The organism is Myxococcus sp. SDU36 (assembly GCF_030168875.1).
In the GTDB taxonomy this organism is placed as follows: domain Bacteria; phylum Myxococcota; class Myxococcia; order Myxococcales; family Myxococcaceae; genus Myxococcus; species Myxococcus vastator.
This window is the reverse complement of record NZ_CP077414.1, coordinates 19287-40914: the sequence shown is the minus strand read 5'-3', so window position 1 is coordinate 40914 and position 21628 is coordinate 19287. Positions and strand designations below refer to the sequence as shown.

General features: G+C 69.7%; 19 protein-coding genes and 1 pseudogene. 14 read left to right on the top strand and 6 right to left on the bottom strand.

Going from position 1 to position 21628, the window contains the following annotated elements:
* Positions 1 to 4: 4 nt before the first annotated feature.
* From KGD87_RS00185 to KGD87_RS00170, 4 genes are read right to left on the bottom strand one after another with little or no spacing between them, the layout of a single operon-like run.
* Positions 5 to 2845 carry a CHAT domain-containing protein gene (locus tag KGD87_RS00185; protein ID WP_284665570.1) on the bottom strand — a complete coding sequence of 947 codons (2841 nt, stop codon included), beginning with the start codon at positions 2843 to 2845 and terminating at the stop codon, positions 5 to 7.
* 58 nt (positions 2846 to 2903) lie between these two features.
* Complete coding sequence (locus KGD87_RS00180; protein ID WP_284665569.1) at positions 2904 to 3434, bottom strand: hypothetical protein; 531 nt, start codon at positions 3432 to 3434, stop codon at positions 2904 to 2906.
* A 30-nt stretch (positions 3435 to 3464) separates the two neighbouring features.
* Positions 3465 to 4199, bottom strand: a complete 735-nt coding sequence (locus KGD87_RS00175) for a hypothetical protein (RefSeq protein ID WP_284665568.1) — start codon at positions 4197 to 4199, stop codon at positions 3465 to 3467.
* Positions 4196 to 4717 (bottom strand): RNA polymerase sigma factor, encoded by a 522-nt coding sequence (locus KGD87_RS00170; RefSeq protein ID WP_284665567.1) that lies wholly within the window; start codon positions 4715 to 4717, stop codon positions 4196 to 4198. Before KGD87_RS00170 ends, KGD87_RS00175 begins: the two co-directional genes overlap by 4 nt.
* A 333-nt stretch (positions 4718 to 5050) precedes the next feature.
* Here KGD87_RS00170 and KGD87_RS00165 point away from each other — a divergent pair, with 333 nt between their 5' ends.
* The 9 genes and pseudogenes from KGD87_RS00165 to KGD87_RS00125 all read left to right on the top strand — a co-directional run bounded on the left by KGD87_RS00165 (position 5051) and on the right by KGD87_RS00125 (position 14478).
* Positions 5051 to 5935, top strand: coding sequence for a lipoprotein TP_1001-related protein (locus KGD87_RS00165; RefSeq protein ID WP_502887990.1), 885 nt, complete (start codon positions 5051 to 5053; stop codon positions 5933 to 5935).
* A gap of 132 nt (positions 5936 to 6067) precedes the next feature.
* Positions 6068 to 6928 (top strand): hypothetical protein, encoded by an 861-nt coding sequence (locus KGD87_RS00160; protein ID WP_284665565.1) that lies wholly within the window; start codon positions 6068 to 6070, stop codon positions 6926 to 6928.
* 153 nt (positions 6929 to 7081) lie between these two features.
* Positions 7082 to 7717 (top strand): LysM peptidoglycan-binding domain-containing protein, encoded by a 636-nt coding sequence (locus KGD87_RS00155; RefSeq protein WP_284665564.1) that lies wholly within the window; start codon positions 7082 to 7084, stop codon positions 7715 to 7717.
* Between the two features lie 93 nt (positions 7718 to 7810).
* Positions 7811 to 8050 (top strand): annotated as a pseudogene (locus KGD87_RS00150) (DoxX family protein); the annotation flags it as partial.
* Positions 8051 to 8290: 240 nt separating this feature from the next.
* Positions 8291 to 9610 carry a PQQ-dependent sugar dehydrogenase gene (locus tag KGD87_RS00145; protein WP_284665563.1) on the top strand — a complete coding sequence of 440 codons (1320 nt, stop codon included), beginning with the start codon at positions 8291 to 8293 and terminating at the stop codon, positions 9608 to 9610.
* 192 nt (positions 9611 to 9802) lie between these two features.
* Positions 9803 to 11518 (top strand): B12-binding domain-containing radical SAM protein, encoded by a 1716-nt coding sequence (locus KGD87_RS00140; RefSeq protein ID WP_284665562.1) that lies wholly within the window; start codon positions 9803 to 9805, stop codon positions 11516 to 11518.
* Between the two features lie 130 nt (positions 11519 to 11648).
* Complete coding sequence (locus KGD87_RS00135) at positions 11649 to 12113, top strand: carboxymuconolactone decarboxylase family protein (protein WP_284665561.1); 465 nt, start codon at positions 11649 to 11651, stop codon at positions 12111 to 12113.
* Position 12114: 1 nt separating this feature from the next.
* Positions 12115 to 12981 carry a sigma-70 family RNA polymerase sigma factor gene (locus KGD87_RS00130; protein WP_284665560.1) on the top strand — a complete coding sequence of 289 codons (867 nt, stop codon included), beginning with the start codon at positions 12115 to 12117 and terminating at the stop codon, positions 12979 to 12981.
* A 186-nt stretch (positions 12982 to 13167) separates the two neighbouring features.
* Positions 13168 to 14478, top strand: coding sequence for a hypothetical protein (locus KGD87_RS00125; RefSeq protein WP_284665559.1), 1311 nt, complete (start codon positions 13168 to 13170; stop codon positions 14476 to 14478).
* Positions 14479 to 14558: 80 nt separating this feature from the next.
* Here the strand turns inward: KGD87_RS00125 and KGD87_RS00120 are convergent, their stop codons facing one another.
* Positions 14559 to 15254: an NADPH-dependent F420 reductase gene (locus tag KGD87_RS00120; protein WP_284665558.1), complete on the bottom strand. Its 696-nt coding sequence runs from the start codon at positions 15252 to 15254 to the stop codon at positions 14559 to 14561.
* 152 nt (positions 15255 to 15406) lie between these two features.
* On the opposite strand from KGD87_RS00120, the gene KGD87_RS00115 reads away from it, so the two are divergent.
* Positions 15407 to 16372: a 3-hydroxyacyl-CoA dehydrogenase family protein gene (locus KGD87_RS00115; RefSeq protein ID WP_284665557.1), complete on the top strand. Its 966-nt coding sequence runs from the start codon at positions 15407 to 15409 to the stop codon at positions 16370 to 16372.
* Complete coding sequence (locus KGD87_RS00110; RefSeq protein ID WP_284665556.1) at positions 16369 to 16959, top strand: MPN domain-containing protein; 591 nt, start codon at positions 16369 to 16371, stop codon at positions 16957 to 16959. The genes KGD87_RS00115 and KGD87_RS00110 overlap by 4 nt, the downstream gene beginning before the upstream one ends.
* Positions 16960 to 17039: 80 nt before the next feature.
* On the opposite strand, the gene KGD87_RS00105 is transcribed toward KGD87_RS00110, so the two are convergent.
* Complete coding sequence (locus KGD87_RS00105; protein WP_284665555.1) at positions 17040 to 18503, bottom strand: PDZ domain-containing protein; 1464 nt, start codon at positions 18501 to 18503, stop codon at positions 17040 to 17042.
* Positions 18504 to 18918: 415 nt separating this feature from the next.
* Between KGD87_RS00105 and KGD87_RS00100 the strand changes: the two genes are divergently transcribed.
* From KGD87_RS00100 to KGD87_RS00090, 3 genes are all read left to right on the top strand, one after another.
* Positions 18919 to 19503: an imm11 family protein gene (locus KGD87_RS00100; protein WP_284665554.1), complete on the top strand. Its 585-nt coding sequence runs from the start codon at positions 18919 to 18921 to the stop codon at positions 19501 to 19503.
* Positions 19504 to 19762: 259 nt separating this feature from the next.
* Positions 19763 to 20290 (top strand): DUF1993 domain-containing protein, encoded by a 528-nt coding sequence (locus tag KGD87_RS00095; RefSeq protein WP_284665553.1) that lies wholly within the window; start codon positions 19763 to 19765, stop codon positions 20288 to 20290.
* Positions 20291 to 20394: 104 nt separating this feature from the next.
* Complete coding sequence (locus tag KGD87_RS00090) at positions 20395 to 21555, top strand: ankyrin repeat domain-containing protein (protein ID WP_284665552.1); 1161 nt, start codon at positions 20395 to 20397, stop codon at positions 21553 to 21555.
* Positions 21556 to 21628 lie beyond the last annotated feature (73 nt).

The following is a 21628-nucleotide window of genomic DNA, read 5'->3' as shown; positions in this document are numbered from 1 at the left end:
TCCTTCACGTGCAACGCGCGGTGCCTGAACGCCCCCAGCGCCGCAACGCCAGGAGCACGAGCAGCGCCGCGGCAATGACAAGCGCTGCGGCCAGTCCGGCCATCGGCGCACCCTCCTCGCGAGGCATCGCGGCCACCAGCGCGGCGTCGCCGAGCACCACCAGCCCTGCCCAGGCCGCCGGTGGCAGCCCCTCGTCGATGGCCTCGAGCTGCGCGGCCCGCAGCGCCGCGGAGACACTCAACCCCGTGGCCAGGTGCCGGTAGAAGTGTTCCACCAGGTCCGCCGCTTCATCGTCGCGCAAAGGCCACAAGCTGGCCACCACCGCGCTCGAACCCGCCTCGAAGAAGGCCCGCGCGAGGCTCAGCACGCCCTCACCCGGCAGCACCGCTCCGGAGGCGCTGCGGCACGCGGACAGCACCACCAGCGCGCCGTCGAGCCGCAGCTGGGTGATTTCGCGCGGCTGAAGGATGCCGTCCTCTTCCTCCGCGCCCGGGGTGAGCACCAACGCGGAGCGCTCCGGGGCTTCGGCGTCCACCACGGCGTGCGCCGCCAGGTGCAGCACCCGGACCCGCGACAGGTCCGCGCGCTTGAGCGCGCGCTCCGAGGCGTCCGAGCCCACCAGCAGCCGGGGGACGACGTGGGTGTCTCGCAGCTCCTTCGCCACCCCCAGCCCTTCGCGACGGGCCTCGGGCAGCGCGCCGAGCCGCGCGGCCTCATCGAAGATTCCCGTCCGAGCGCGCGCCGCTGGCCGCGACGCCCCCTGTCCCAACTCGGGGTCCGCCAGCACCAGCGCCTCACCGACCGGCCTGAACGGGCTCTCCCCGTGCCAGTGCCGCCACAAGCTCGCCGAGGGCACCAGGGCCAGCTCGTAGCGAGCGACCAGCGGCGGCCCGTCCCGACGCTCCCGCAGCGCGGCGAAGGGAAGGTCATGCAGCGGCCCATCCGGAACCAACAGCAGCCGCCGCACCGTGGGTGGCAGCCCCGCGAGCGCCGGGCCGAGCAGCTGCGCGTGAAGCGCCACCGCCGCGCCGAGCTCCGAGTCATCCCTGCGCTCGACGAGCCCGGAGAACAGCGTGGCCGCCGCCGCGAGCCGCGTGCGCTCGGGGATGCGATGGACGTGGGTTCCCCCCCGTGTCACCACGAACAGCCACGCCCCCCCCGCCGACGTCCCACTGAGGTCCTCGTCGTCCCCCACGAGGAAGGCCAGCAGCGCCTCGTCCTCCCCCAGCCCCTGCTCCACGGACGCCAGTGAGGCGAACTCCCGCGCGCCGTGGCGAGGCGCTGGGCGCAGGTCCCGCTCGCGGCGCTCCAACTCCTGGAGTTCCTTCAGGGCCGCCTCGCGTCCAGCGTTCGCAAGCGACGGGTCCAAGAGCTGGCGTTGGACCGCCACCAGCCGCGACTGCACCTCGCTCCGCTGCGCCCGGCGCTCGGGCGTGTCCCCGGAGTCCGCGAGTGCTCGAAAGGCGACCAGGGCATCGAGCAGCGTCCTGGCCCGGAGCCGCTCACTCACGGCGAAGGCCCGCGACACGGCCTCCCCGAAGGGAAGCGTGGCGGGCTTGCCCGTCGCGCCGCCGGCCTCCAACATCCAGCCCGCGAGCCGGTGGTAGTCACGGGCCCACGTCGCGAACAGCTCCGCCTGGCTGGAGGCATCGCTCTGCGTCTGGCGCAGGGACTCCAGCGCGTCCAGGGCGCGCTCGGCATGCGCCAGTGCCTGGGGCAAGGGTTGTGTCCGGTACGCCACCGTGCCGCGGCCTCGAAGGGCCAGCGCGAGGAACAGCGGGTCGTCTCCTTCGGAGGCCAGTCGCAGCGACGCCTCCGAGTCCTGAATGGCGCCGGCCGGGTCTACGTCTGCCCGCCGCTCCGCGCGCGTCCAGAGACACGCCAGCCGCCGCTCGTTCGAATCCAGCGACTCCGCGAGCGCCATGCAGCGCTCCAGGAGCGCGTCCGCCTCACGGCGCTCCTCGGGGGTGTCTCCCAACAGGTCCGCCGTGAGACGCACCGCCCGGGCCACCAGCGTTGGGCTCCCCGCCCGCTCCGCGGCGGCCAGGGCCTGCCGCGCCAACGCCAACGCTCGCGTCCGGTCCTCCGGCACGTGGTCACGCTCGAGCCGCCGCAGCGCGACGTTGGCGAGCGTGAAGCGCGCATGCGCTTCCAGGAAGAGGTCGCCCGTGCTCCGGGTCAACTCCACCAACCGGGCATTGACGTCCGAGGCTTCCTCCAGTTGGCCCAGCCGCTCGCTCACCGTGCTCATGACGGACAGGTACTGCTTCTTCAGCCCTTCCGCGCCGTCCGGGAAGACGAGCGGCTCGGCGCGCTTGAGCACACGGAAGGCCCGGCCCAGGTCGAGCGACACCTCGTAGAGCTGGCTGGCCTCGACGATGAGCGCGCGGGCGTGGAGCTCTGGCCGGCCGGAGGCGCTCGCCACCTCCACCACGCGCCGCGTCCAATCCCAGGCCTCCTGGGTGCGCCCTTGTGCCAGGAGGATGGCGCGCAGGTTGATGGCCGCCAGCACCTCGCCCTCCGCATCCTGGAGCCGGCGGAACGTCTGCGCCGCGCGGCGATAGGGACCTTCCGCCGCCTTGCTGCTGGACAGCATCCCGACATGCCCGAGCACCAGGGGCAGCCAGCCGTGGTCGGGGTGACGCGCCATCAGGGCCGTCAGCTCGCGCACGACCGCGTCACGAGCGGAAGCGACCTGGGCACATTGGTAGAAGCACATCGCCGCTTCCCGGCCCTCTGGCCGCGCGGCGAAGCGCTCCCGGCACGACTCGAGCGCGGGAGGCTGGGGAGGGCCTGGCGCCGCGGAGAAGGCCAGGCCCGGACACACCGAGAGAAGGGTCCCCATCAGGAAGGTGAGGAGCCTGCTGTTGCTTCTTTCGGACCGGTGCGTCCGGAGCGACACGTCAGCGGATAGGCGGCGGGGCGACGGGCTCGCACTTGAGCGTCACGGGCCCAGGGGGAGGAGGCGGTGGCCTGGGCATCGCCAGCTCGAAGTAGCAGTTCTGGGGCCAGGTCCAGGAGTCCGGCTCCATGACGGACCAGCGCTCCACCGTCACCACCGCCACGGAGAGGGTCTCCCCGCTCACCGTCGCGATGGCGCGCGCGAACAGCGGGGCCGCGGTGCGCGCCACGTAGCTCAGGCGCAGGGGCGCATCCGGGTCCACCACGCCCTTGGTCTGCGCGACGACGTCACCCGCGGGGCCGACGAGCTGGAGCGTCACGAACTGGCTCGCGCCGGTGCGGACGCCCGCCTCCGTCACCGAGGCCACCACCTGGTCTCCCGCCTCGCCGTGGCTGGCATCCGTCTTCACCGCGCGGGTGACGGGAGCCGACTGACTCCAGGCCTGCCCTGCCCCGCCGGCCACTCCCATCAGGAGCGCCACCAGTCCCGCGCGCATCCACTGTCGTGTCTTCATGCCCAGCTCCGCTTTCATGAGGCCCTCCATGGCTTCGGACCGCCCGTTTCACTCCAACCGGTTGACGAACGTGGCGCCGCGAAGCACCTGCCCGTCCGGCAACCGCGCTTCCACCTGCCACAGCAACGTCGTTCCCGGCTTCACCGGCGCCAGCACTTCGGAAGGCACCCGGTACTCACGCGCCTCCAGCGAGTCCACGCGGTGAACCCAGCTCAGGTCCTCCGTGGACAGCCGCACCGACCAGCGGGTTCCCTCGGGACCGCCGCTCCAGCGCAGCACACACGCGTCGCGCTGGAGAGGCACCGCCTCTGGCACCTGGGAGACGACCGCCGCCGTGTCGCCGCCACGCAGACGCGGCGGCTCCGGTTCTTCCCGCATCACCACGCCCACCACGATGAGGGCCAGGGCCGCGGTCGCCGCCACACCCCAGAGGGGCTGGCTCCATGCGAAGCGGAACCGGCGCTTGTGCCGCGCTTCACCATCGCCGCGCCGGGTGCGCGGACGGTCCACCCGGGGCGCCACGGGAGGCACGGCCTCCGCGGCGGAGCGCGTCAGTTCGTTCGCGAGCCGCCAGGCCGCCGCCCAGGCCGGGTCCGCCGCCACGCGCTCGACGACCGCGCGGCGCTCTTCGGCGGGCAGCTCGCCGCTCACCGCGCGCCAGACGAGGTCCGCATCCACCGGCGCCTCCGCGCGCTCCACCGGGTCCTCGGCGCGCACGGCGGCGCGCAGGCGTTCGACGGCGGCGGCGTCAGGCTTCGTCTCGTCGCGTCCTCGCTCGCTCACGGCTCGAATCCCTTCGCGGAGAGGCACAGGCGCAGCGCGGCCAGGCCCCGGTAGATGAGGTTCTCGGTGCGCTTGTCGTCCCAGCCCAACAGCCGCGCGGACTCCGGCACGCTGTGGCCCTGCAGGTACAGCGTCACCGCCAGCCGGCGGTCCTGGACCAGCTTGCGCAGACAGTCGCGCACGGCCTGGGCAATCTGGGAGCCTCCCGCGGCCTTCTCCGGGTCGCCGGATGCCACCGGCGGCTCGGGCAGCGACTCCACCACTTCCAGTTGGACCTCACGGCGGCGTGACACGTTGCGCAACTCGTCCACCAGCGCGGTGTAGGCGACGCGGTACAAGTAGGCGGAGGTCAACCGGCCGCGGTCGGGCTCGCGCCGTTGCAGCTCCATCACCCGCATCATCGCCGTCTGCACCAGGTCATCGCGGCGGTCGGCCATGTGGGGCGGACACACCCGGGCCACCGCACGGGCCAGGTCCTCGCGCAGCTGCTCCAGCACCTCCGAGGGGAGAGAGACCATGGCCTGTGCCGGCCTGTGCCGTGGCTCCACGTGGAAGTTCCTCCGAGGTGCATTCATGGTCATCGAAAGGTCCCTCCCGCGGCAAGCGTGGTGGCGGATTCGACGCGTATTCCGGGAGCCTGGACGACTACGACAGGGCTGTCGCTCCAACGGCAAGCGGTGCCATGACTGCGAGCGTGGTGAAGGTGCAGAGATGCGAAGCCACGGGCTCCTCGGCGTAGCGGTACCAGGCCGCCGGACTGACGGACCGTCGTGCGCGCCTTGCCTCCTGAACGGGGGATGGGCTTTTTTCCCCTCACCGCTCTGCCCCTCTTGCCTCCAGGAATCTCCACCATGCTCCATCCGCACCGACTCTCACGAGTCCTGGCCGTCGCCCTGCTCCCACTCCTCTCCGCCTGTTCCTCGTCCGAATGCACGGAGAACCGCGACTGCATGTCCCGGGGACCGGACATCGTCTGCGTGGAGGAGACTTGCGTTCAGGCCTCCGCGGAAGACTCCGGCGTGGACGCGGGTTCGACGGACTCGGACGATGGAGGCGTGGACGCGGGCTCGGGTGATGCCGGCGCGCCGGACTCGGGCACGGATGCAGGGAGCTCCGCGCCAGAGGCCTCGCTGCGCATCACGGAGATCAACCCGTACGTCCAGCAGGAGCTCATCGAGCTGGTGGCCGTCACCGGCGGTTCGCTGACGGGCATCTCCCTCAAGGAGCTCACCAACTCCGACTTCACCTTCACCTTCCCCCAGGGCTACACGGTGGAGACAGGCGCCGTGCTGGTTCTCCACCTTCGCGGCGCCTGCACGGATGCCCCTGGGAACCCGGCCTCCTGTGGTCAGGCCGCCCCCTTCACCGCCGGGGCATGGGACTTCAGCGTGCCGGGCTCGCTGAGCTACTCCGGCAAGGTCTTCGAGCTCTTCGCGTCGGATGGCACGCCCATTGACGGCGTGCCCTTCGTCCGGGCCTCCGGGGAGATGCCGTCCACCATCGTCGCCGCGGTCCAGCGCCTGCAAGCAGACCGCGTCTGGGACCCGACGCCTTGTGTGCATGACCTCCAGACAGGGTTCGCCCGGGACCGGTACTGCCGCAACATCGCGGTGGACTGGTCCAACATGAACGCGGACGCGAACGTGATGCGCATCGCCGGGGACTCGCCGCTGACGACGCCCGGGACTCGGACGCAGTGGAGCGGCCCCCTGCCTTCACGCTGGGGCACCTACTAACGAGGTCGGCTCCAGACGCCGCGAGGTGAGAGCATGTCGCGGCACTGACGCTCGTATTATACGCCTCGCATGACTCCCACCGAGGCGCGGAAGACCGCGCCGTCCTGGCTCCTGCTCCTGCCACTTCCCGCCATGCTCCTGGGCGCCTTCGTCGCATGGCGAAGTGGCGCTCCCATCGCCGCATTCGCCATCAATGCGACGGCGGCGGCCCTCGGTGCTGGCGTGGCGGCCAGGATAGGGCGCCTGTCTATCGAGACACTCCCGCGAGTCTCCGGTCCCCTCGCGGTCATCGCGGTGCTGCTCACCGCCTCGACGCTGCTCTTTCCGGGACTCGACGGAGTTCATCGGTGGATTGAGCTGGGGCCGATACGCCTCCACGCTTCCGCAGTGGCGGTGCCGTGGGTGCTCCTCGGGATGAGTGAAGCGCTGCACCGGCGCTTCGCCGCCGCCGCCGTCCTTGCCGTGGGGTTATCGGCCGTCCATGCCGCGCAACCCGACGCGGGCCAGGGGACCGCCTTCGCGCTGGCTGCGAGCACCCTGCTCGCCCGTGCCCACTCAACGCACTGGCTCCAGCGTGCCGTCAGTTGCACCGGCGTTCTCCTCATCGGCTTCGGTGCATGGCTCCAGCCGGACCCACTCGCCGCGGTCCCCCACGTCGAGCGCATCCTCCAACTGGCCGCCAGTCTGTCGCCGGTGCTCGGCATCGTGGCAGTGGCCGCGCTCGCCCTGCTCCTGCTGCCCGCCGCGACAGGCACCGGCCTCGGGAAGACGAGCGATGGCCTTGGCGCCCCCCTCGCGACCAGTCTCTTCGTCTACATCGCCGCGACACTCTGCGTGCCAATGCTCGGGAACTTCCCGGTCCCCGTCATGGGAGCAGGGGCCGGTCCTGTTCTGGGTTGGTACATGGCAACAGGGATTCTCGCGGCGTCCAGACGGCAGCTGACTCCGTGGCGCCTGCCGCCCTGCAACAGGGCCATCACCGAGCCAGGTTGACCCCGGCCCGGACTGGACGGCGGGGCGCCCGGAAGCAGGCCCGAGGCATTCCACCCTGGGCGGAATGTCACAACTCTGAAACCATTCCCAGAATCTTGGAAGGGCGCCGCAACTCTGCCGGGGACCTCCTGACAATGGGAGCAGGAGGTTCCTATGTCCAACTACCGCATCCGCCCTGGTGACACCCTCTCTGGCCTGGCTGCCCGTTTCGGCACCACCGTGTCGAAGCTGGCCCGTGACAACAACATCAAGAACCCTGACCTCATCTACGCGGGGAATACGCTGCGTATCGGGCACTCCGGCCGTGACAGCTTCGACGCGGGCGGGGGCCGTCCGGGCGTCCGTGGCAGCGGGGGCCAGTCGGGTGGCGTGAGCGGTCCGACGGGCGCCGGTCCCAGCAACGCGACCCCTGCGATGCGCCGGCTCGCGGAGGCGGGGCGCTCGGCCGCGCTGGGCATGGGCGGCTACAACAGCCAGGGCCTGTGCGCCACGGGCGTGAGCCGGGCCATCCAGAACGCCTTCGGCGTCAAGGTCTGGGGCAACGGCAACCAGATTGACAACAACCTGCCCCGCGACAAGTTCAAGCAGGTCAACATGTCGCTGGAGGAGGCGCTGAAGATTCCGGGCCTCGTCCTCACCTGGGAGAGCACCTCCACCCGACTGGGCAGCATCTACGGCCACACGGCCATCACCACCGGCGACGGCCGCTCGTCCGCCAGCGACTTCATCGAGAGCAACACGACCAACAACGGCCGCACCGGCTTCAAGGTCTTCATGCCCACCGTGTAGCGCCCCGTCGCACACCCGTGACGCTTCCGAAGCCCCTGGTCCCGACAAGGACCGGGGGCTTCGTCGTTTCGAGCGCCCCCTGCGAGGCGGGTGTGCCTGGCCGTGTACCTCATCCCGCGCGTCTCCGTGCTGGGCGCCATCCTGTGGACGGGCTATCTCGGAGGCGCGGTCGCGACCCACGTCCGGGTCGGCAACCCGCTCTTCTCCCACATGCTCTTCCCCGTCTACATCGCGATGCTGCTCTGGCTGGGGCTGTGGCTGCGCGATGCGCGATGCGCGATGCGCGATGCGCGGCTCCGCGCCGTCCTTCCGGGTCGGGCCACCTCGCCATAGTCTTTGGGGGCCTCGAAACTCGGGGTGAGCCGTTGCGCGCCAGGCATTGCACTACGGCCCTTCCATACAATTGGTGCCTCGCTGCACAGCGATTGACGCTGGCGTGCCGCGCTCCACCCGAGTCGCGAGCCTCTGTCCGATGTCCGGCACGGAGCGGCCGCCGGTTGAAGCGCGGACTTTCCACTCGACTCCAGGCACGCGATGTTCGCTCCCCTTCTATCCCCCTCAGGAGAGAGTCGCATGCGCACCCTGCCGCTGCCCCTCATCGTCGCCGCCCTCCTCTCTGGCTGCAGCCAGACCCCAAACCCCACGCCAACGCCCGAGGACTCGGGCGTCCCGCAGCAGGACTCGGGCCTCCCGCCAGATGACGCGGGTATTCCGCCGGACGACGCGGGTGTTCCGCCGGAGGAGCCGCTTCCCACCGGGCCCCCGGTCCCGCAGGGCCCGCCCAACGTGCCCGAGTTCGATCCGGCCTTCCCCGGGCAGACACGCGTCCCCGCCATCCAGACGCAGACGCCCCTCCAGGTCACCGAGATTGCCTCGGGCTTCAGGAACCCCTGGGCCATCGCCTTCCTGCCTGACGAGCGCATGCTGGTGACGGAGAAGCCCACCGGCTCGCTCTACATCGTGACGCCGCAGGGCGCGAAGTCCCCCGCCGTCGCGGGGCTGCCCGCCGTGGATGGCCGTGGCCAGGGGGGCCTGCTCGACGTGGAGGTCGGTCCCGACTACGCGCAGAGCCAGCTCATCTACTGGACCTATGCCGAGCCCCGCCAAGGCGGCAACGGGCTGGCGGTGGCGCGCGCGAAGCTCGTGGACGGCGAGCAGCCCCGCGTGGAGGACGTCCAGGTCATCTTCCGCATGATGCCCACGCTCGAGTCGACGCTGCACTCGGGGGGACGGCTGGTGTTCACCCCCGACGGCAAGCTGTTCGTCACGCTCGGGGAGCGCTCCATCCTCGCGGGCCGGGTGCAGGCGCAGGACGTGAAGAGCCACTTCGGCAAGGTGGTCCGCATCAACCCCGACGGCTCCGTGCCCCAGGACAACCCCTACGTGAACGACCCGGAGGCGAAGCCGGAGATCTGGTCGGTGGGCCACCGCAACATCCTGTCCGCGGCGCTCGACAGCCAGCACCGGCTGTGGACGGTGGAGATGGGGCCGCGCGGGGGTGACGAGCTCAACCGCCCCGAGGCGGGCAAGGACTACGGCTGGCCCACCATCGGGTATGGCGAGGAGTACTCCGGCGCGCCCATCCACGAGAGCCCCCGGGCCCCTGGCATGGAGCAGCCCGTGTACTACTGGGACCCGGTCATTTCTCCCTCCGGGATGACCATCTACACCGGGAACCTGTTCCCCGAGTGGCGCAACAACGTCTTCATCGGCGGCCTGTCCAGCCAGGCGCTGGTGCGGCTCATGATGCGGAATGACCGCGTGGTGGGCGAGGAGCACCTCCTCAAGGACCAGGGCGCGCGCATCCGCGAGGTGGTGCAGGGCCCCGACGGAGCCCTCTACCTGCTCACCGACGCCACCAACGGCAAGCTGCTCAAGGTGACGCCGCGCTGAAGTTACCGCCGGCCACGGCGCGCCTCACGCTCCCCGAGCGACTCCGGTCCTCGGGGGGCTGAAGGTGCACGCCAGGTGGGCTTCCGCCCGGGCCTTGGAAACGGCCAGGCGGCCGAGCGTCACCATTCCGCCCGAGCCTGGCCTGTTTCGCCTACGCTGCGCGCCGTCCCTTGAAAGGCCGGTGTGCGTCGCATGGGTGGTCGTGTCCTCTCTCCAGTCCTCCTCGTCGGTGCCGGCACGGGGGAGGCCACGTGCGGCATCCTGTACCTTGCGGGCTACCTGCGCCGCGGCGGCATCGAGGCCTTCGTGCGGCTGTACGACGGGGATGAGACCGAGGCCGAAGTGACACGCACCTTCGAGAGCCTCCTGCGCCGCGTGCGCCCGAAGCTCGTGGGCATCAGCCTCAAGTGGTTCCACCACGTGGACCGCGCGCTGCTCATCGCCAGGACGGTGCGGCGGATCGACCCCTCCATTCGCATCGTCGTGGGAGGCAACTCCGCGTCGTACTGGTGGAAGGAGCTGAGCGGCTACGACAGCATCGACCACATCGTGCTGGGCGACGGCGAGGTGCCCCTGCTGGCGCTGTGCAACGGCGAGGAGGCGCCGGTCAACGTCGTGTCGAGGAGCCCGGACGGCCGGCCGCGCCGGCTGCCGCTGGAGTACGTGCAGCGCGCCACGAACACGGACGACATCTACTACTCGCACTTCAACGACCTCTTCCTCAGCCAGATGGACCAGCACTCGTTCTCCGGCTGGGTCGCGCCCGGCAAGGGGTGCGGTGAGAACTGCCTGTATTGCGGCGGGGCGCGCGGCAACCAGAAGGCGGACTTCGGGCGCGCGAAGCCCTTCCTGCGCGCCGAGGAGAACGTGCGCCGCGACCACCAGGAGATCGCCAGCCGGACGTGGCAGATGCGCTACGACTTCGCGGGCAGCACCGCCGGGTTCCTGAGCAGCACCTGGGCGGGCGTGGACCTCTCCCGCCACTGCTGCACGTACTTCCTGTGGGGCGTGCCCCGGGTGGAGCTGATGGCGGCGCTGGCCGCGACGTTCCAGCGCGTCTACATGGTCATCGACATCGGCTGCTTCTCCGAACAGCAGCGGCTGGAGCAGATGGGCCGGGGGCTGCTCAAGCCCTGCGCGAAGGACCGCGAGCTGCTGGAAGTCATTGACGCCTGCCGCAAGTACCCCAACCTGGACATTGAAATCTCCGGCATCGGGGGCCTGCCCTTCGCGAGCAAGGCCACGCTGGCGGAGGAGCTGCGACTCGTGGAGCGCATTATCGACCTGGACTGCGTGGTGGGCTACCAGCGGCTCGAAGCACAGCCCGGAGCGCTGGTGACGCAGCACCCCGCGCGCTTCGACATGGTGACGGAGGCGAAGACGTTCGCGGAGTTCCTCGACTACTTCGAGCGCCGCGAGCCCGGTGACGTGTCCGTGCCGATGATTCGCTTCCTCGACGCGGGCCTGGAGGCGGCGGTCCAGCACACCTCCGACCGGGTGGACGCGCTGGCATGGAAGCACCGCGACACGCGCAAGCGCGTCGCCCTCCAGGGCAGGACGCGGCTGCGCAACACCGCGCCCTGGACCCAGCGCTTCACCCTGGGGGAGTGGCTGGGCAGCCACCGCGCCCCTCCGAAGCTCGCGGGTGAGGCGGTGACCGTCTTGCGCTCCGTGGATGGCATCACGATGAGCTGCGCCCCTTCTGTCAGCCCGAAGCGGTTCTCCGACCCCACGCTCACCCAGGGCGAAGACGGCGCCATCCTCCTGGCCGCGCTGGCCGCCTTCGAGCACCCCACGAGCGTCTCCAGCGCGGTGTCGAAGCTCGGCGCGAAGGCCCGGCTGGACCCGCATTCCGCGCGAGAGGTCATCGACCACCTGGTGGACGGACGCTTCCTCCAGCCGGCGTGAGCTTTCGCATCGCGGGGAGCGGTGGGGCGAAAAATCGGCCGGAAAGGGCCATGTCACACGCGGCCCCGGCTGCGTCGTCCTGGGGTGGAAGGCAGGCACTTGCGCCCTGCACGACACACAGGAGCTATCCATGAAGCCCCGGATGAACGCGTTCGCCGTCGCCCCCGATGCGATGAAGCTGACCCTCGAGTACGGCCAGAAGCTGCTGGAGCTGGGCCTGGAGAAGAGCATCCTGGAGCTGGTGAAGATCCGCGCATCGCAGATCAACGGCTGCGCGTTCTGCATCCATATGCACACCCGGGACGCCCGCGCGCACGGGGAGACCGAGGAGCGCATCTACCTGCTGGACGGCTGGCGCGAGTCGCCGCTCTACACCGAGCGCGAGCGAGCGGCCCTGGCCTGGACGGAGGCCCTGACGCACGTCTCCCAGACGCACGCGCCCGATGAGGACTACGCTGCCCTCACGCCGCACTTCTCGGAGCAGGAGATCGTGCACCTCACCCTGCTCATCGGGATGATCAACACCTGGAACCGCATCTCCGTGGGGTTCCGCTCCATTCACCCCGTCACCGCTCCCCGCACCGAGGCCGCCTGACGTGAACCCCGCTGACGCCTTCGACCCGCTGCGCCCCCGCTTGCTCCGCATCGCCTACCGGATGCTGGGCATCGTCGCGGAGGCCGAAGACGTGGTGCAGGAGGCGTACTTGCGCTGGCACCAGACCGACCGCGCCGCCGTGCGCGACGCCGAGGCCGTGCTTGTCCGCACGGTGACGCGGTTGTGTCTGGATGTCTTGAAGTCCGCCCGCGTGCGCCGCGAGGAGTACGTGGGCACCTGGCTTCCGGAGCCCATCGTCGATGCGGTGGAGGGTGATGACTTGACGCTGACCCTGATGATGGCGCTGGAGCGGCTGTCCCCGTTGGAGCGCGCCGCCTTCCTCCTGCACGACGTGTTCGGCATGGACTTCGACGAGGTGGCGAAGGCCATCGACCGCGACCCGGCCGCCTGCCGCCAGCTCGCCAGCCGCGCGAGGGCCCACGTGCGCGAGGCCCGGCCCCGCTTCCCCGTGTCGGAGGCCCAGGGCCGTGAGCTGGCCTCGGCCTTCTACGCCGCGTCCCGGAGCGGGGACCTTGGCGCGCTCCAGGCGCTGCTTGCCCAGGACGTCGTCGTGTACTCCGACGGCGGCGGCAAGGTGAAGGCCGCGCTCAACCCCATCCATGGCCAGGAGAAGACGCTGCGCCTCTTCGAGGGCTTGCTGCGCCGCCTGGATGTGAATTACTCGCAGTTGGTGCACGAGGGCTTCATTGACGGGCTGCCCGCCTTCGTCACCCTGGAGAAGGACGGCACGCTCCAGACGACGGCCCTGGGAATCGAAGGTGGCCAGGTTGTCTCAATCTATGTCACTCGCAACCCCGACAAGCTCCGTGCGGTCCGTGGGCTCGTGGGAGACAAGCTGCCGACTTGAGCGACACCCCGGCGGCCCCACCTCGCCGTAGGCCACGGGCGCAGGTGTTCGTTCAAGGCGCGACGAAGCCCGCGTGGAGTCGCCCGGCGTCTGTCCATTCGCCCGCTTCGGCATGAATACCGCGTTGCGACCACCCGCCCCTGCCGTGGACCCTGCTGCCGGACTGAGGTTGCAAGGGGGCAATTCATGCGTGGGCTGTCAAAGCAGACTCGTGGTTGGAGCGCTTTGCTCCTCGGGGGGCTACTCACCCTGGCGTGTGGCGGTGAAGCGGAGCTGTTCGAAGGGAGCTCCCCTTCGAAAGAGGGCGTCGAGGCCGGGCTTCACGGTCCGGGGAGCCAGGGGCCCTACCCGAACTGGACGACCCCGAGCTTCTCGACGGATGCCCAGGTGGCCGAGGACGGAAACCAGTTCTTCGTGGCCTGGTCCGACAGCCGCCCCGGCCGCTTCTACGCCGCGCGCGTCTCGAAGAAGGGCCGGTTGTTGGACCCGGATGCCATCCCCCTCAACCCCGGGCTACGGCCTGACGCCTACTACCATGCGACCGCGTTTGATGGTCGGCAGTTCCTCGTCGTCTGGACCGGAGACCGCTCCATCTTCCTGACGCGCGTCAACCGGAACGGGACGTTGGACGGCCCGCCGGTCACGCTTTTCACCCCCACCGACCACCAGCCCGCGGGTTCCCCGGGCATCGCCTGCCACGACCGCAAGTGCCTGGTGGCGTGGATTGGCTTTGGCGGAACCGCCAGTGGCGCGGTCCGCGGCATCACCCTGAACACGGCGAAGCCGGGCTTCGACGTCCAGGAGGTCTTCATCTCCAACCAGCCGTCCGCCATCAACTCCTATGGCGTCGCGGTGGCCTGGTCCCATGACCGGTACCTGGCGACCTGGACGGACCTTCGCTTCGGCGGCCAGGACATCTTCGCCGCGAGAATCTGGCGCACGGGCGCGGTGCTCGACCCGGACGGCTTCGTCATCTCCGCTGCGCCGGGCAATCAGAACTTCTCGGCGGTGACGGCGACGAAGCAGGGCTTCTTCGTCGCCTGGAGCGACGCACGCCATGGCACTGCCGACATCTACGGCGCCCGCGTGAAGGACGGGACCGCGCACGTCCTGGACCCCAGCGGCATCCCCATCGCCACCTCGGGCACGAACGACATCTCGCCCAAGGTCGCCTCCGAGGGCCACCAGGTGCTCGTCACCTGGAGCGCGCTGACGGCCGACACCGGCCGCGTCCGTGGCGCCCGGGTGAAGCTGAACGGGGACGTGCGCGACCGCCGCGGCTTCACCATCTCCCGGGGCGCGGCGGCGCGGCAGCTCGTGTCCGGCAACGTGGCCTATGCCAACGACAAGTACTTCGTCGTCTACGGGCGTGCCCCCGTACTGGATGAACCGCCCTACCAGGTCACCGTGGGGACCCGCGTGAAGCAGGATGATGTCTTGGACATCCCAGCCATCCGCATCTCTCACGCGCCTTCGGTCGAACAGCTCGTGCCGTGACGCGCGCCTGAGCCGCCTCACGCCCAGGGGCGACGCGTGGCCTCCGCGCCCGTCCACTGTTCGCGTTGAACGCGGGTGCCTCAGCGGCTGAACATGGCCTTGACGCGCAGGTCGTTCTGCCGACGGACCTCGGCGACCTTCGTCGCGTCGGCAGCGGCCAGGGCCTTGGGGAGCTTCTCGGCGTCGAGGTCGGCGCAGTACACCGCCGTGCCCGGCTGCTGCCGCCAGGACTCCGACAAGGGGCCCGCGTCGATGGCATCGAAGCCCAGTGCGTCGACGAGCTGAAGTATCTGCTGTCGCGCCCGCGGGTCATCGCCCGAAACCGGGAGCGCGATGCGCCCCGGTGCCCCACGGGGCAGGCCCTTCGTGTCCAGGCTGCCAGCCTGGATATTGTTGAAGGCCTTCACGACCGGACGCCTCAGCTGCGCGGAGACCCACTCGCTGTCGGTCTGCCCCGCATCGATGGCGCCGATATGGCCGTCGCGGAACTCCGGGTAGTAGTTGCCCGTGTCGACCACCACGACGTCCGCGGGCACGTCGTCGAACAGGCCGGGTGGCAAGTCCGTGATGGCCTTCTGGGGAATGGTGACGATGACGATGGGGCCCGCGTGCGCCGCGTCACGAACGGTGACGGGCGTTGCGCCCACGCTCGCCGCGATGGCCGTGACGCCCTCGACGCCGCGTGAGTTCGCCAGTGAAATGTCATGCCCCAGGGCCTTCAGGTGCCGCGCCAGGGTCGCGCCAATGTTGCCCGCGCCGATGATTCCGATGTTCATGGGACGAGCAACCTAATGAGGCGGTCCTCGGCGCGCTCGTCATTCCGCACCCTTCGGCATGGCCCGGTGCATCAATCACACACGCGCCATGAACAATTACAGCAACACATCAAGAGGTTGTCTCTGTCGTGCGGGCTGGCAAGGTGCACCCCATGACACATCAGCGGCTGAAGAGGATTGGCGTGGTGGGCGGGGGCGCCATGGGGTGCGGTATCGCGCTCGAGCTCGCCATCGCCGGCAGGCAGGTGGTGCTCTACAACACGCGCGCTGACAGCAGCGAGCGGGCGCGCGCGAAGCTGGAGCGAGACGCGGCGCTGCTGGTGGAGACGGGCCTGCTCGCTCCACAGCAGGCGCCCGCCGCGCTTGGACGCATCCGCCGCACCACGGTGCTCGCCGAGGCCGCCGTGGAGCAGGACCTGGTCATCGAGTCCATCCCGGAGGACCTCGCCCTCAAGCAGCAGCTCTTCCGCGAGCTGGACCGGCTCGCTGCCCCCGACACCCTGCTCGCCACCAACACCACCGCGCTGAGCGTGACGGCCATCGCCCGGGACTGCACGCGGCCCGAGCGCGTCCTCTCTGCCCACTACTACCTGCCCGCGCACCTCATCCCGCTGGTGGACGTCATCCCCGGCGAGAAGACGTCCCCCGACGCGGTGGAGACGGTGCGGCGATTCCTCGAGGAGCTGGGCAAGTCGCCCGTGGTGTTCTCCCGGGACGTGCCGGGCTCGGTGGGCCCGCGCCTGCAGCAGGCCCTCATCGGCGAGGCCATCCGGCTGGTGCAAGAGGGCGTGGCCACGCCGGAGATGGTGGACCGCGTGCTCACCCAGGGCGTCGGACGGCGCCTGGGCGCCTCGGGTGTCTTCGACCGGCTGGACCTGGTGGGGCTGGACTTCATGACGGCCCTCCTCCACGGCGCCGGCCGCCCCGTGCCGCCCGTGCTCGCGCAGAAGGTGGAGCGCGGCGAGCTGGGGCAGAAGACGGGCCAGGGCTTCTACGCCTGGACGCCCGAGTCCACCGCCGCCTACGAGGAGCGCATGGCCCGCCACCTCGCCACCCAGCTTCGTGAGGACCGGGCGGCGGGCCGCCTCCGCGCGCCCACGGCGGAGCTGGAGGAATGAGGACGGAGGCCGTCCTGCTGGACTCGGCGGTGCTGTCGGACTTCCTGGTGGACGCCATCCGCGAGTACACCACCTGCACCCCGGAGCTTCCGCCCCGGAGCTGGGCCGTGCTGCTGGGGCGCGTCGTAGGCGACGCCATGCGCGTGGAGCGTGTTCGCTTCGCCACCAACATCCGCGAGACAGATGAGCGCGTGCTCCAGGAGTTCGACGCCACCATCATCCCCCGCTTCGGCGCCTGCTACGCCAACGGGCGTCGTGGCTTCTGGTGCGAGCCGCGGGAGCTGCTGCGGATCACCACCGAGGCCGAGGCCCAGGGACTGGAGGTGCTCGGCTCCATCCACCTGCACCCGGACTGGCACCGCATCGGCCCGCCCCACGAGCGCGGCCTGCGCGTCAGCCAGGAGCCCACGCCCATGGACCGCCACCTCTTCCAGGGCAGCGGCTGGCCGCTCAACCTGATTCTCTACCTGGAGAGGCGAGAGGGCCGACTCTACCACTCGGTCGGAGCGTGGGCTCCGCCCGATGGACAGGAGACTGGCGCGGGCTGTCGCGCGCTGGCCATCCGCATGGAGACTCCAGAGCGGTGAAATTAGAGGCGGCGGGAATCGAAGCCGCCGCCAAGGGTCCCCAACAAGCGCGATTCAGCACTGTCGGTGACGACTGGAGTTCAGTGCCTGTGACACGAGAACAAGAGGGGTGCGAGCGCGCCCTTCACCTCGTACGAAAACGAATCGCCGTGCTTGTCGGAGGTGGCCCACTTGATTTCGGGTTGGGCCTGGAGCCACGTCACCGTAGCGGGAAGGTTGGCGCAGGGGTCGCGGAAGGCGTCGAAGAACTTGCGTTCGAAGGCCTTCCACTTCGCGTAGGACTCACTCGCCTCCCGGTCCTGCTCGGCCACCTCCTCCTTCGTGACAATCTTCACGTCCACCGGATGGCTCCGCAGGGTGCTCCCGTCGGGGAAGCCCAGCTCCAGCGCCAGCCGCACGGTGCGCGGCGCCTTCGTGTCGATGGCGACTTGAAATCGTTGCTCGCGCTCCGTCTCCTGCACCTTCGCCTTCTGGAGCCTCCGGGCGACGCCCCCCTTCGCGTCGAGTTCGACCAGGGCCACCTTGGACGGCAGGGGAATGACCTCGGACGGGCGAGCCCCGAGCTCGAGGCTTCCGTTCTCGCCGACCTCGAATTGCTTGATGGGCCACGTGTCGTCCTCGCTCCTGGACTGGCCCGCCAACGCGAGCTGGTTGCGCGGGTCCTTCGCCATGTAGGGCGTCGGCTGATTGCAGACCACGGCCAGCGTGGCGGTGAAGTCCCGCGTCTCGGCGGGGGCGCCCTTGCAGTGCAGCGCTCCGCGCAGTTGGATTTTCAGTGGAGGCGACGTGCTTGCACATGCCCGCCGCACCGCGGCAGGCGCCCAGAGCGGCAGGTCCACGGTGAACTTCGAGCCACCGCGGGCGGAGTCGGAAGGCAACAGCGTCTGGGGAAGGCCGCGCGCGGCACCGCCGAGCACCACCTTCTCCAGGGGACCCGGACAGGTCGCGGTCAGCGTGGCGCGGGCGTAGACCCGGGCCGGCGTGAAGCCTCCGCCCGTCATGGCCTTCAGTGCGCCCGCGACCACGTAGGCCGTGGTCTCCTGCGCCAGCGTCAGCTCGGGCTTGGGTGGGGGAGGCCTCGCGTTCATCAAGAGGCGCATGTGGTACTGCGCCTGCTGGCGCGGCGTCAGCCTCGCGACCTGTTCTTTCGGGAGGGGAATGACGGGGAACTCCTCGGCCGGGCGCGGGTCGGTCCGCGCGAGTTCCACGCGCAGGAACCTCTTGTCCGCCCAGACCTGCAGTTGGAGCGGCTCATCCCACGTGGGAATGAGCGCATCGTGCAGGTCGACCAGGGAGAGCGACGTGATGGGCCCGCTCGCGAAGCTCCGCTCAGGCGCGGTGATGCGCTCGATTCGCATCCCGGGCTCGAGCCCCGCACGGGCGGCGACGCTCCCGCGCTCGACTCGCGTCACCGTCACCTGCTCGCCGTCCGCCTGGACGGTGAAGCCGAGGGGCTCCACGGTGACAGACCCGGTGATGGCCATGGGCGCTGCCGTGAGCAACCATGCGCTCGTGAGCGCGGACGTCATGACCGCCAGGAACATGGAACGACCTCCTGACCACAGCATTGCAGGAGGGCCACTGTGGCGCCACGTCTGGTGACTGTTCGCGAGCTGCTCGGCGAACTGGGTAACAGCCTCCAAGCGACAAAGAAGATGCAGGAGGGAGCGGCCCACGTCGGCGGGTCGTCATCTCGCAATCGGAGGCGGGAGAGCGTGCCGCGTTCGCCGTGTCATCCAGTGGTGCCCCAGGAACCGGAGGTCGCACGTGAACAACGCATGCAGGGCACTTTCGAGCTGTAGGGGAAAGTCGTCTCCGACGGACGGCCCAACATCCGCAACTTCGGTCCAGCGCCTGGCAGCGGCGGCGCGATGAAGCGCAACGAAGCCCGGAAGAAGCAGACCGACGACACGAAGAAGCTCTGGCCTTCAATCTGGTAGGCCAGCAACAGGAGCCCCCGTGAGCTTTTCGCTACTATGTGACAAAAATGACGGCGCCCTGCTCGATGCCTACCCGGAGGGAGGCCCCGAAGGGTGGCGCTACCTGGTGTCTCAGCGCCTGGCGGCCGAGTACCCCTCGGGCGGTCTCAGCATGGGGTTCTCACCCAATTTTCCGGATCGGCGAAAGCTCTATGACTTCGTCGACAGCATCCTCGAAATCCGCATCGTCTCTGACCGGGTCCGCCGCGTCATCCAGGAGCTGGCGCCCCGTGACGCGGAGTTCCTCCCCGTCACGCTCGTGGACCACCAGAAAGACGTCGTCGCGCGTGACTACTTCATCATGAACGTCATCGCGGACCGGGATGTCATCGACCTCGAGCGCTCCACCGTCCGGATGAGCCATATCCTCAAGGACAACATCAGCCGGGTGTCGGAGCTGAAGCTCAAGGAAGACCTCCCCCCAGAGGGACCGAAGCTCTTCCGGCCGCGACACCTGCGCAGCAACACGATGGTGGACCCGACCGTCCAGGCCGCCCTGACCACCGCGAAGCTGACAGGCGTGAAGTTCCTCCCCGCAGACGGCTGGAATGGCAAGTACCGCTGAGGAAACATGGACAGGGGAACGTCCTCGGCCGGGCGCGGGTCGGTCCGCGCGAGTTCCACGGACAGGAGCTTCGTGTCCGCCCAGACCTGCAGCATGAGCGGCGCATCCCCTGTGGACATGACGACCTCCAAGCTCACGTCACCATGACGTGACGCCATTCACCTCCGCGCGCGTTGTCCAACAAGAAGCAGGCCTGCCAGAGCGCCTGGCAGGGCGCATTGCGCCTGATAGGGTTGAGTCGTTCGAGGAGGAGGCACCGATGTCGATCTACGAAACGACCGTTCCCTGCTTCGCGCAGATGCTGCGTGCGCTGCTGGTTTTCCTGCAGAAGGGGGAGGCGCGTGCTCGCGAGCTGGGCTGTGACCCGAAGAACCTGCTTCAGTCGCGACTGGCTCCCGACATGCACAACCTGGCCAGCCAGGTGCAGTTTGTCTGTACCCAGGCGCAGGAAGCAGTGCTGCGGCTTGGCCAGCAGCCGCTGCCGAAGCTCGACGCGCCGGTTGAAATGGAACAAGCGAACGCCTTGATTGAGCGCACGCTACAACTGCTGTCGAGCGCTGACCGGGCGCGGATGGAGGAAGGCGCACAACGCCAACTGTCCATCGAGTTGCCCAATGGCATGGCCTTCGACATGACCGGCAGCGAATACGCGCGGAACTGGGTGACACCTCAGTTCTACTTTCACCTGGTCACGGCCTACAACATCCTGCGACACAACGGTGTGCCGCTTGGCAAAGCCGACTACGTCCAGCACATGTTCGCCTACCTGCGCCAGCCAGCGGCCTGAGTCGGGGCCATGGGGTTTCAACGCGTGATGAAGCGTGCTCGATGCAGGTAGGCTGCGACGCTCCGGCGTCCAGCCCAACGCCCCGACTCCCTCAGGTAGCGTTCATGAAGCTCGACAAGCCCGAGAACCTGTTTGCCGCCATCGAGCAGTGCGATGTCTTCGCGGTGGAGGACCTGCTGGCGAAAGGGGCCGACCCCGACGAAGTCGACCTCCACGGCTACCAGGCCACGCCCTTGGCGTATGCCTGCAGTCACGGTGACGAGGCCGCCGTGCGCGCGCTGCTGGACGCGAAGGCCGCTCCGGATGCAGCGGCCTTCCAGCCGCCGCTGGTCGCGGCCACTGCGCATGGCTTTGCCGCCCTGGTGACCTTGCTGGTGAAGGCCGGCGCGGAGGTGAACGCGGGGGACGAAACCGGCGCCACCGCGCTGTGGACGGCCGCCGCGAATGGCTTCGCAGACATCGCACGATGCCTGGTGGAAGCCGGCGCCAATCGCGAGCAGGCGGACAACGACGGCACGTTGCCCGCCATCGTGGCGCTGGAGAATGGCCATGTCGCGCTGTCGCACTACCTGAACGATCCGGCGAGCTACCCGGCCACGCATTCCTTCTGGCGCGGCAGCAAGAAGCGAGCGCGACAGGCGGCGGAGGCACGGCGCGCCCAGGTTGTCGACAGGGCCACGGGCCAGGACGTCCGTGGCGCTGCTGCCGCCGAACCCGAATGGACGTTCTCCGGTGGAATTGCGCGCAGCCAGTGGGCGACCCAGGACTTCCCTTCGGTGGCCGCCGCCGGCAACCTCGAGCTGGTGGGGCGGATGCTGGACGCTGGCCTCGACCCTGACTGGACGCAGTTCAAGGGCAACCCGACGGCCCTGATGCTGGCCGCGCGCAGTGGCGAGCTGGGTGCGGTGGACCTCCTGCTCGCGCGCCGCGCCAAGGTGAACCACCGTACGGACAAGGGGCTCACCGCGCTGCACATGGCGCTGTTCAAACCGTCGGCGCGCGTGCACGGCCCCATCATCCGCAGCCTCTTGGCGGCGGGCGCCGATCCCAACGTGCCCGACGATGAAGGACAGCGGCCGCTGCAGCGCGCGCTGGCGCATGCGGTGCCGGCGCTCGTGCAGGCATTGATAGAAGCCGGTGCCGACCCGTTCATACGCGACCGCGCCGGCCGCATGCCCGCCGACTGGGCGCCAACCCATGGCAAGCACGCCGATGCCATCCGCGAGCTGCTGGAGACGGCGCGCAAGGGACGGGCGGCCGATTAGTCGACCGCACGAATCCCCTATCGCGCGGTGGAGCCAGGGGAGGCGCCGGGCGGAGCGTCTGAAGCCTGCGGCG

Bases quoted from the DNA above. Each gene is read 5' to 3' on its own strand.
- KGD87_RS00145 (WP_284665563.1), top strand. From the start codon at position 8,291: ATGCGCACCCTGCCGCTGCCCCTCATCGTCGCCGCCCTCCTCTCTGGC.
- KGD87_RS00165 (WP_502887990.1), top strand. From the start codon at position 5,051: ATGCTCCATCCGCACCGACTCTCACGAGTCCTGGCCGTCGCCCTGCTC.
- KGD87_RS00185 (WP_284665570.1), bottom strand. From the start codon at position 2,845: ATGGGGACCCTTCTCTCGGTGTGTCCGGGCCTGGCCTTCTCCGCGGCG.
- KGD87_RS00120 (WP_284665558.1), bottom strand. From the start codon at position 15,254: ATGAACATCGGAATCATCGGCGCGGGCAACATTGGCGCGACCCTGGCG.
- KGD87_RS00110 (WP_284665556.1), top strand. From the start codon at position 16,369: ATGAGGACGGAGGCCGTCCTGCTGGACTCGGCGGTGCTGTCGGACTTC.
- KGD87_RS00170 (WP_284665567.1), bottom strand. From the start codon at position 4,717: ATGGTCTCTCTCCCCTCGGAGGTGCTGGAGCAGCTGCGCGAGGACCTG.
- KGD87_RS00105 (WP_284665555.1), bottom strand. From the start codon at position 18,503: ATGTTCCTGGCGGTCATGACGTCCGCGCTCACGAGCGCATGGTTGCTC.
- KGD87_RS00140 (WP_284665562.1), top strand. From the start codon at position 9,803: ATGGGTGGTCGTGTCCTCTCTCCAGTCCTCCTCGTCGGTGCCGGCACG.
- KGD87_RS00090 (WP_284665552.1), top strand. From the start codon at position 20,395: ATGAAGCTCGACAAGCCCGAGAACCTGTTTGCCGCCATCGAGCAGTGC.
- KGD87_RS00180 (WP_284665569.1), bottom strand. From the start codon at position 3,434: ATGAAAGCGGAGCTGGGCATGAAGACACGACAGTGGATGCGCGCGGGA.
- KGD87_RS00135 (WP_284665561.1), top strand. From the start codon at position 11,649: ATGAAGCCCCGGATGAACGCGTTCGCCGTCGCCCCCGATGCGATGAAG.
- KGD87_RS00115 (WP_284665557.1), top strand. From the start codon at position 15,407: ATGACACATCAGCGGCTGAAGAGGATTGGCGTGGTGGGCGGGGGCGCC.
- KGD87_RS00160 (WP_284665565.1), top strand. From the start codon at position 6,068: ATGCTCCTGGGCGCCTTCGTCGCATGGCGAAGTGGCGCTCCCATCGCC.
- KGD87_RS00095 (WP_284665553.1), top strand. From the start codon at position 19,763: ATGTCGATCTACGAAACGACCGTTCCCTGCTTCGCGCAGATGCTGCGT.
- KGD87_RS00125 (WP_284665559.1), top strand. From the start codon at position 13,168: ATGCGTGGGCTGTCAAAGCAGACTCGTGGTTGGAGCGCTTTGCTCCTC.
- KGD87_RS00155 (WP_284665564.1), top strand. From the start codon at position 7,082: ATGTCCAACTACCGCATCCGCCCTGGTGACACCCTCTCTGGCCTGGCT.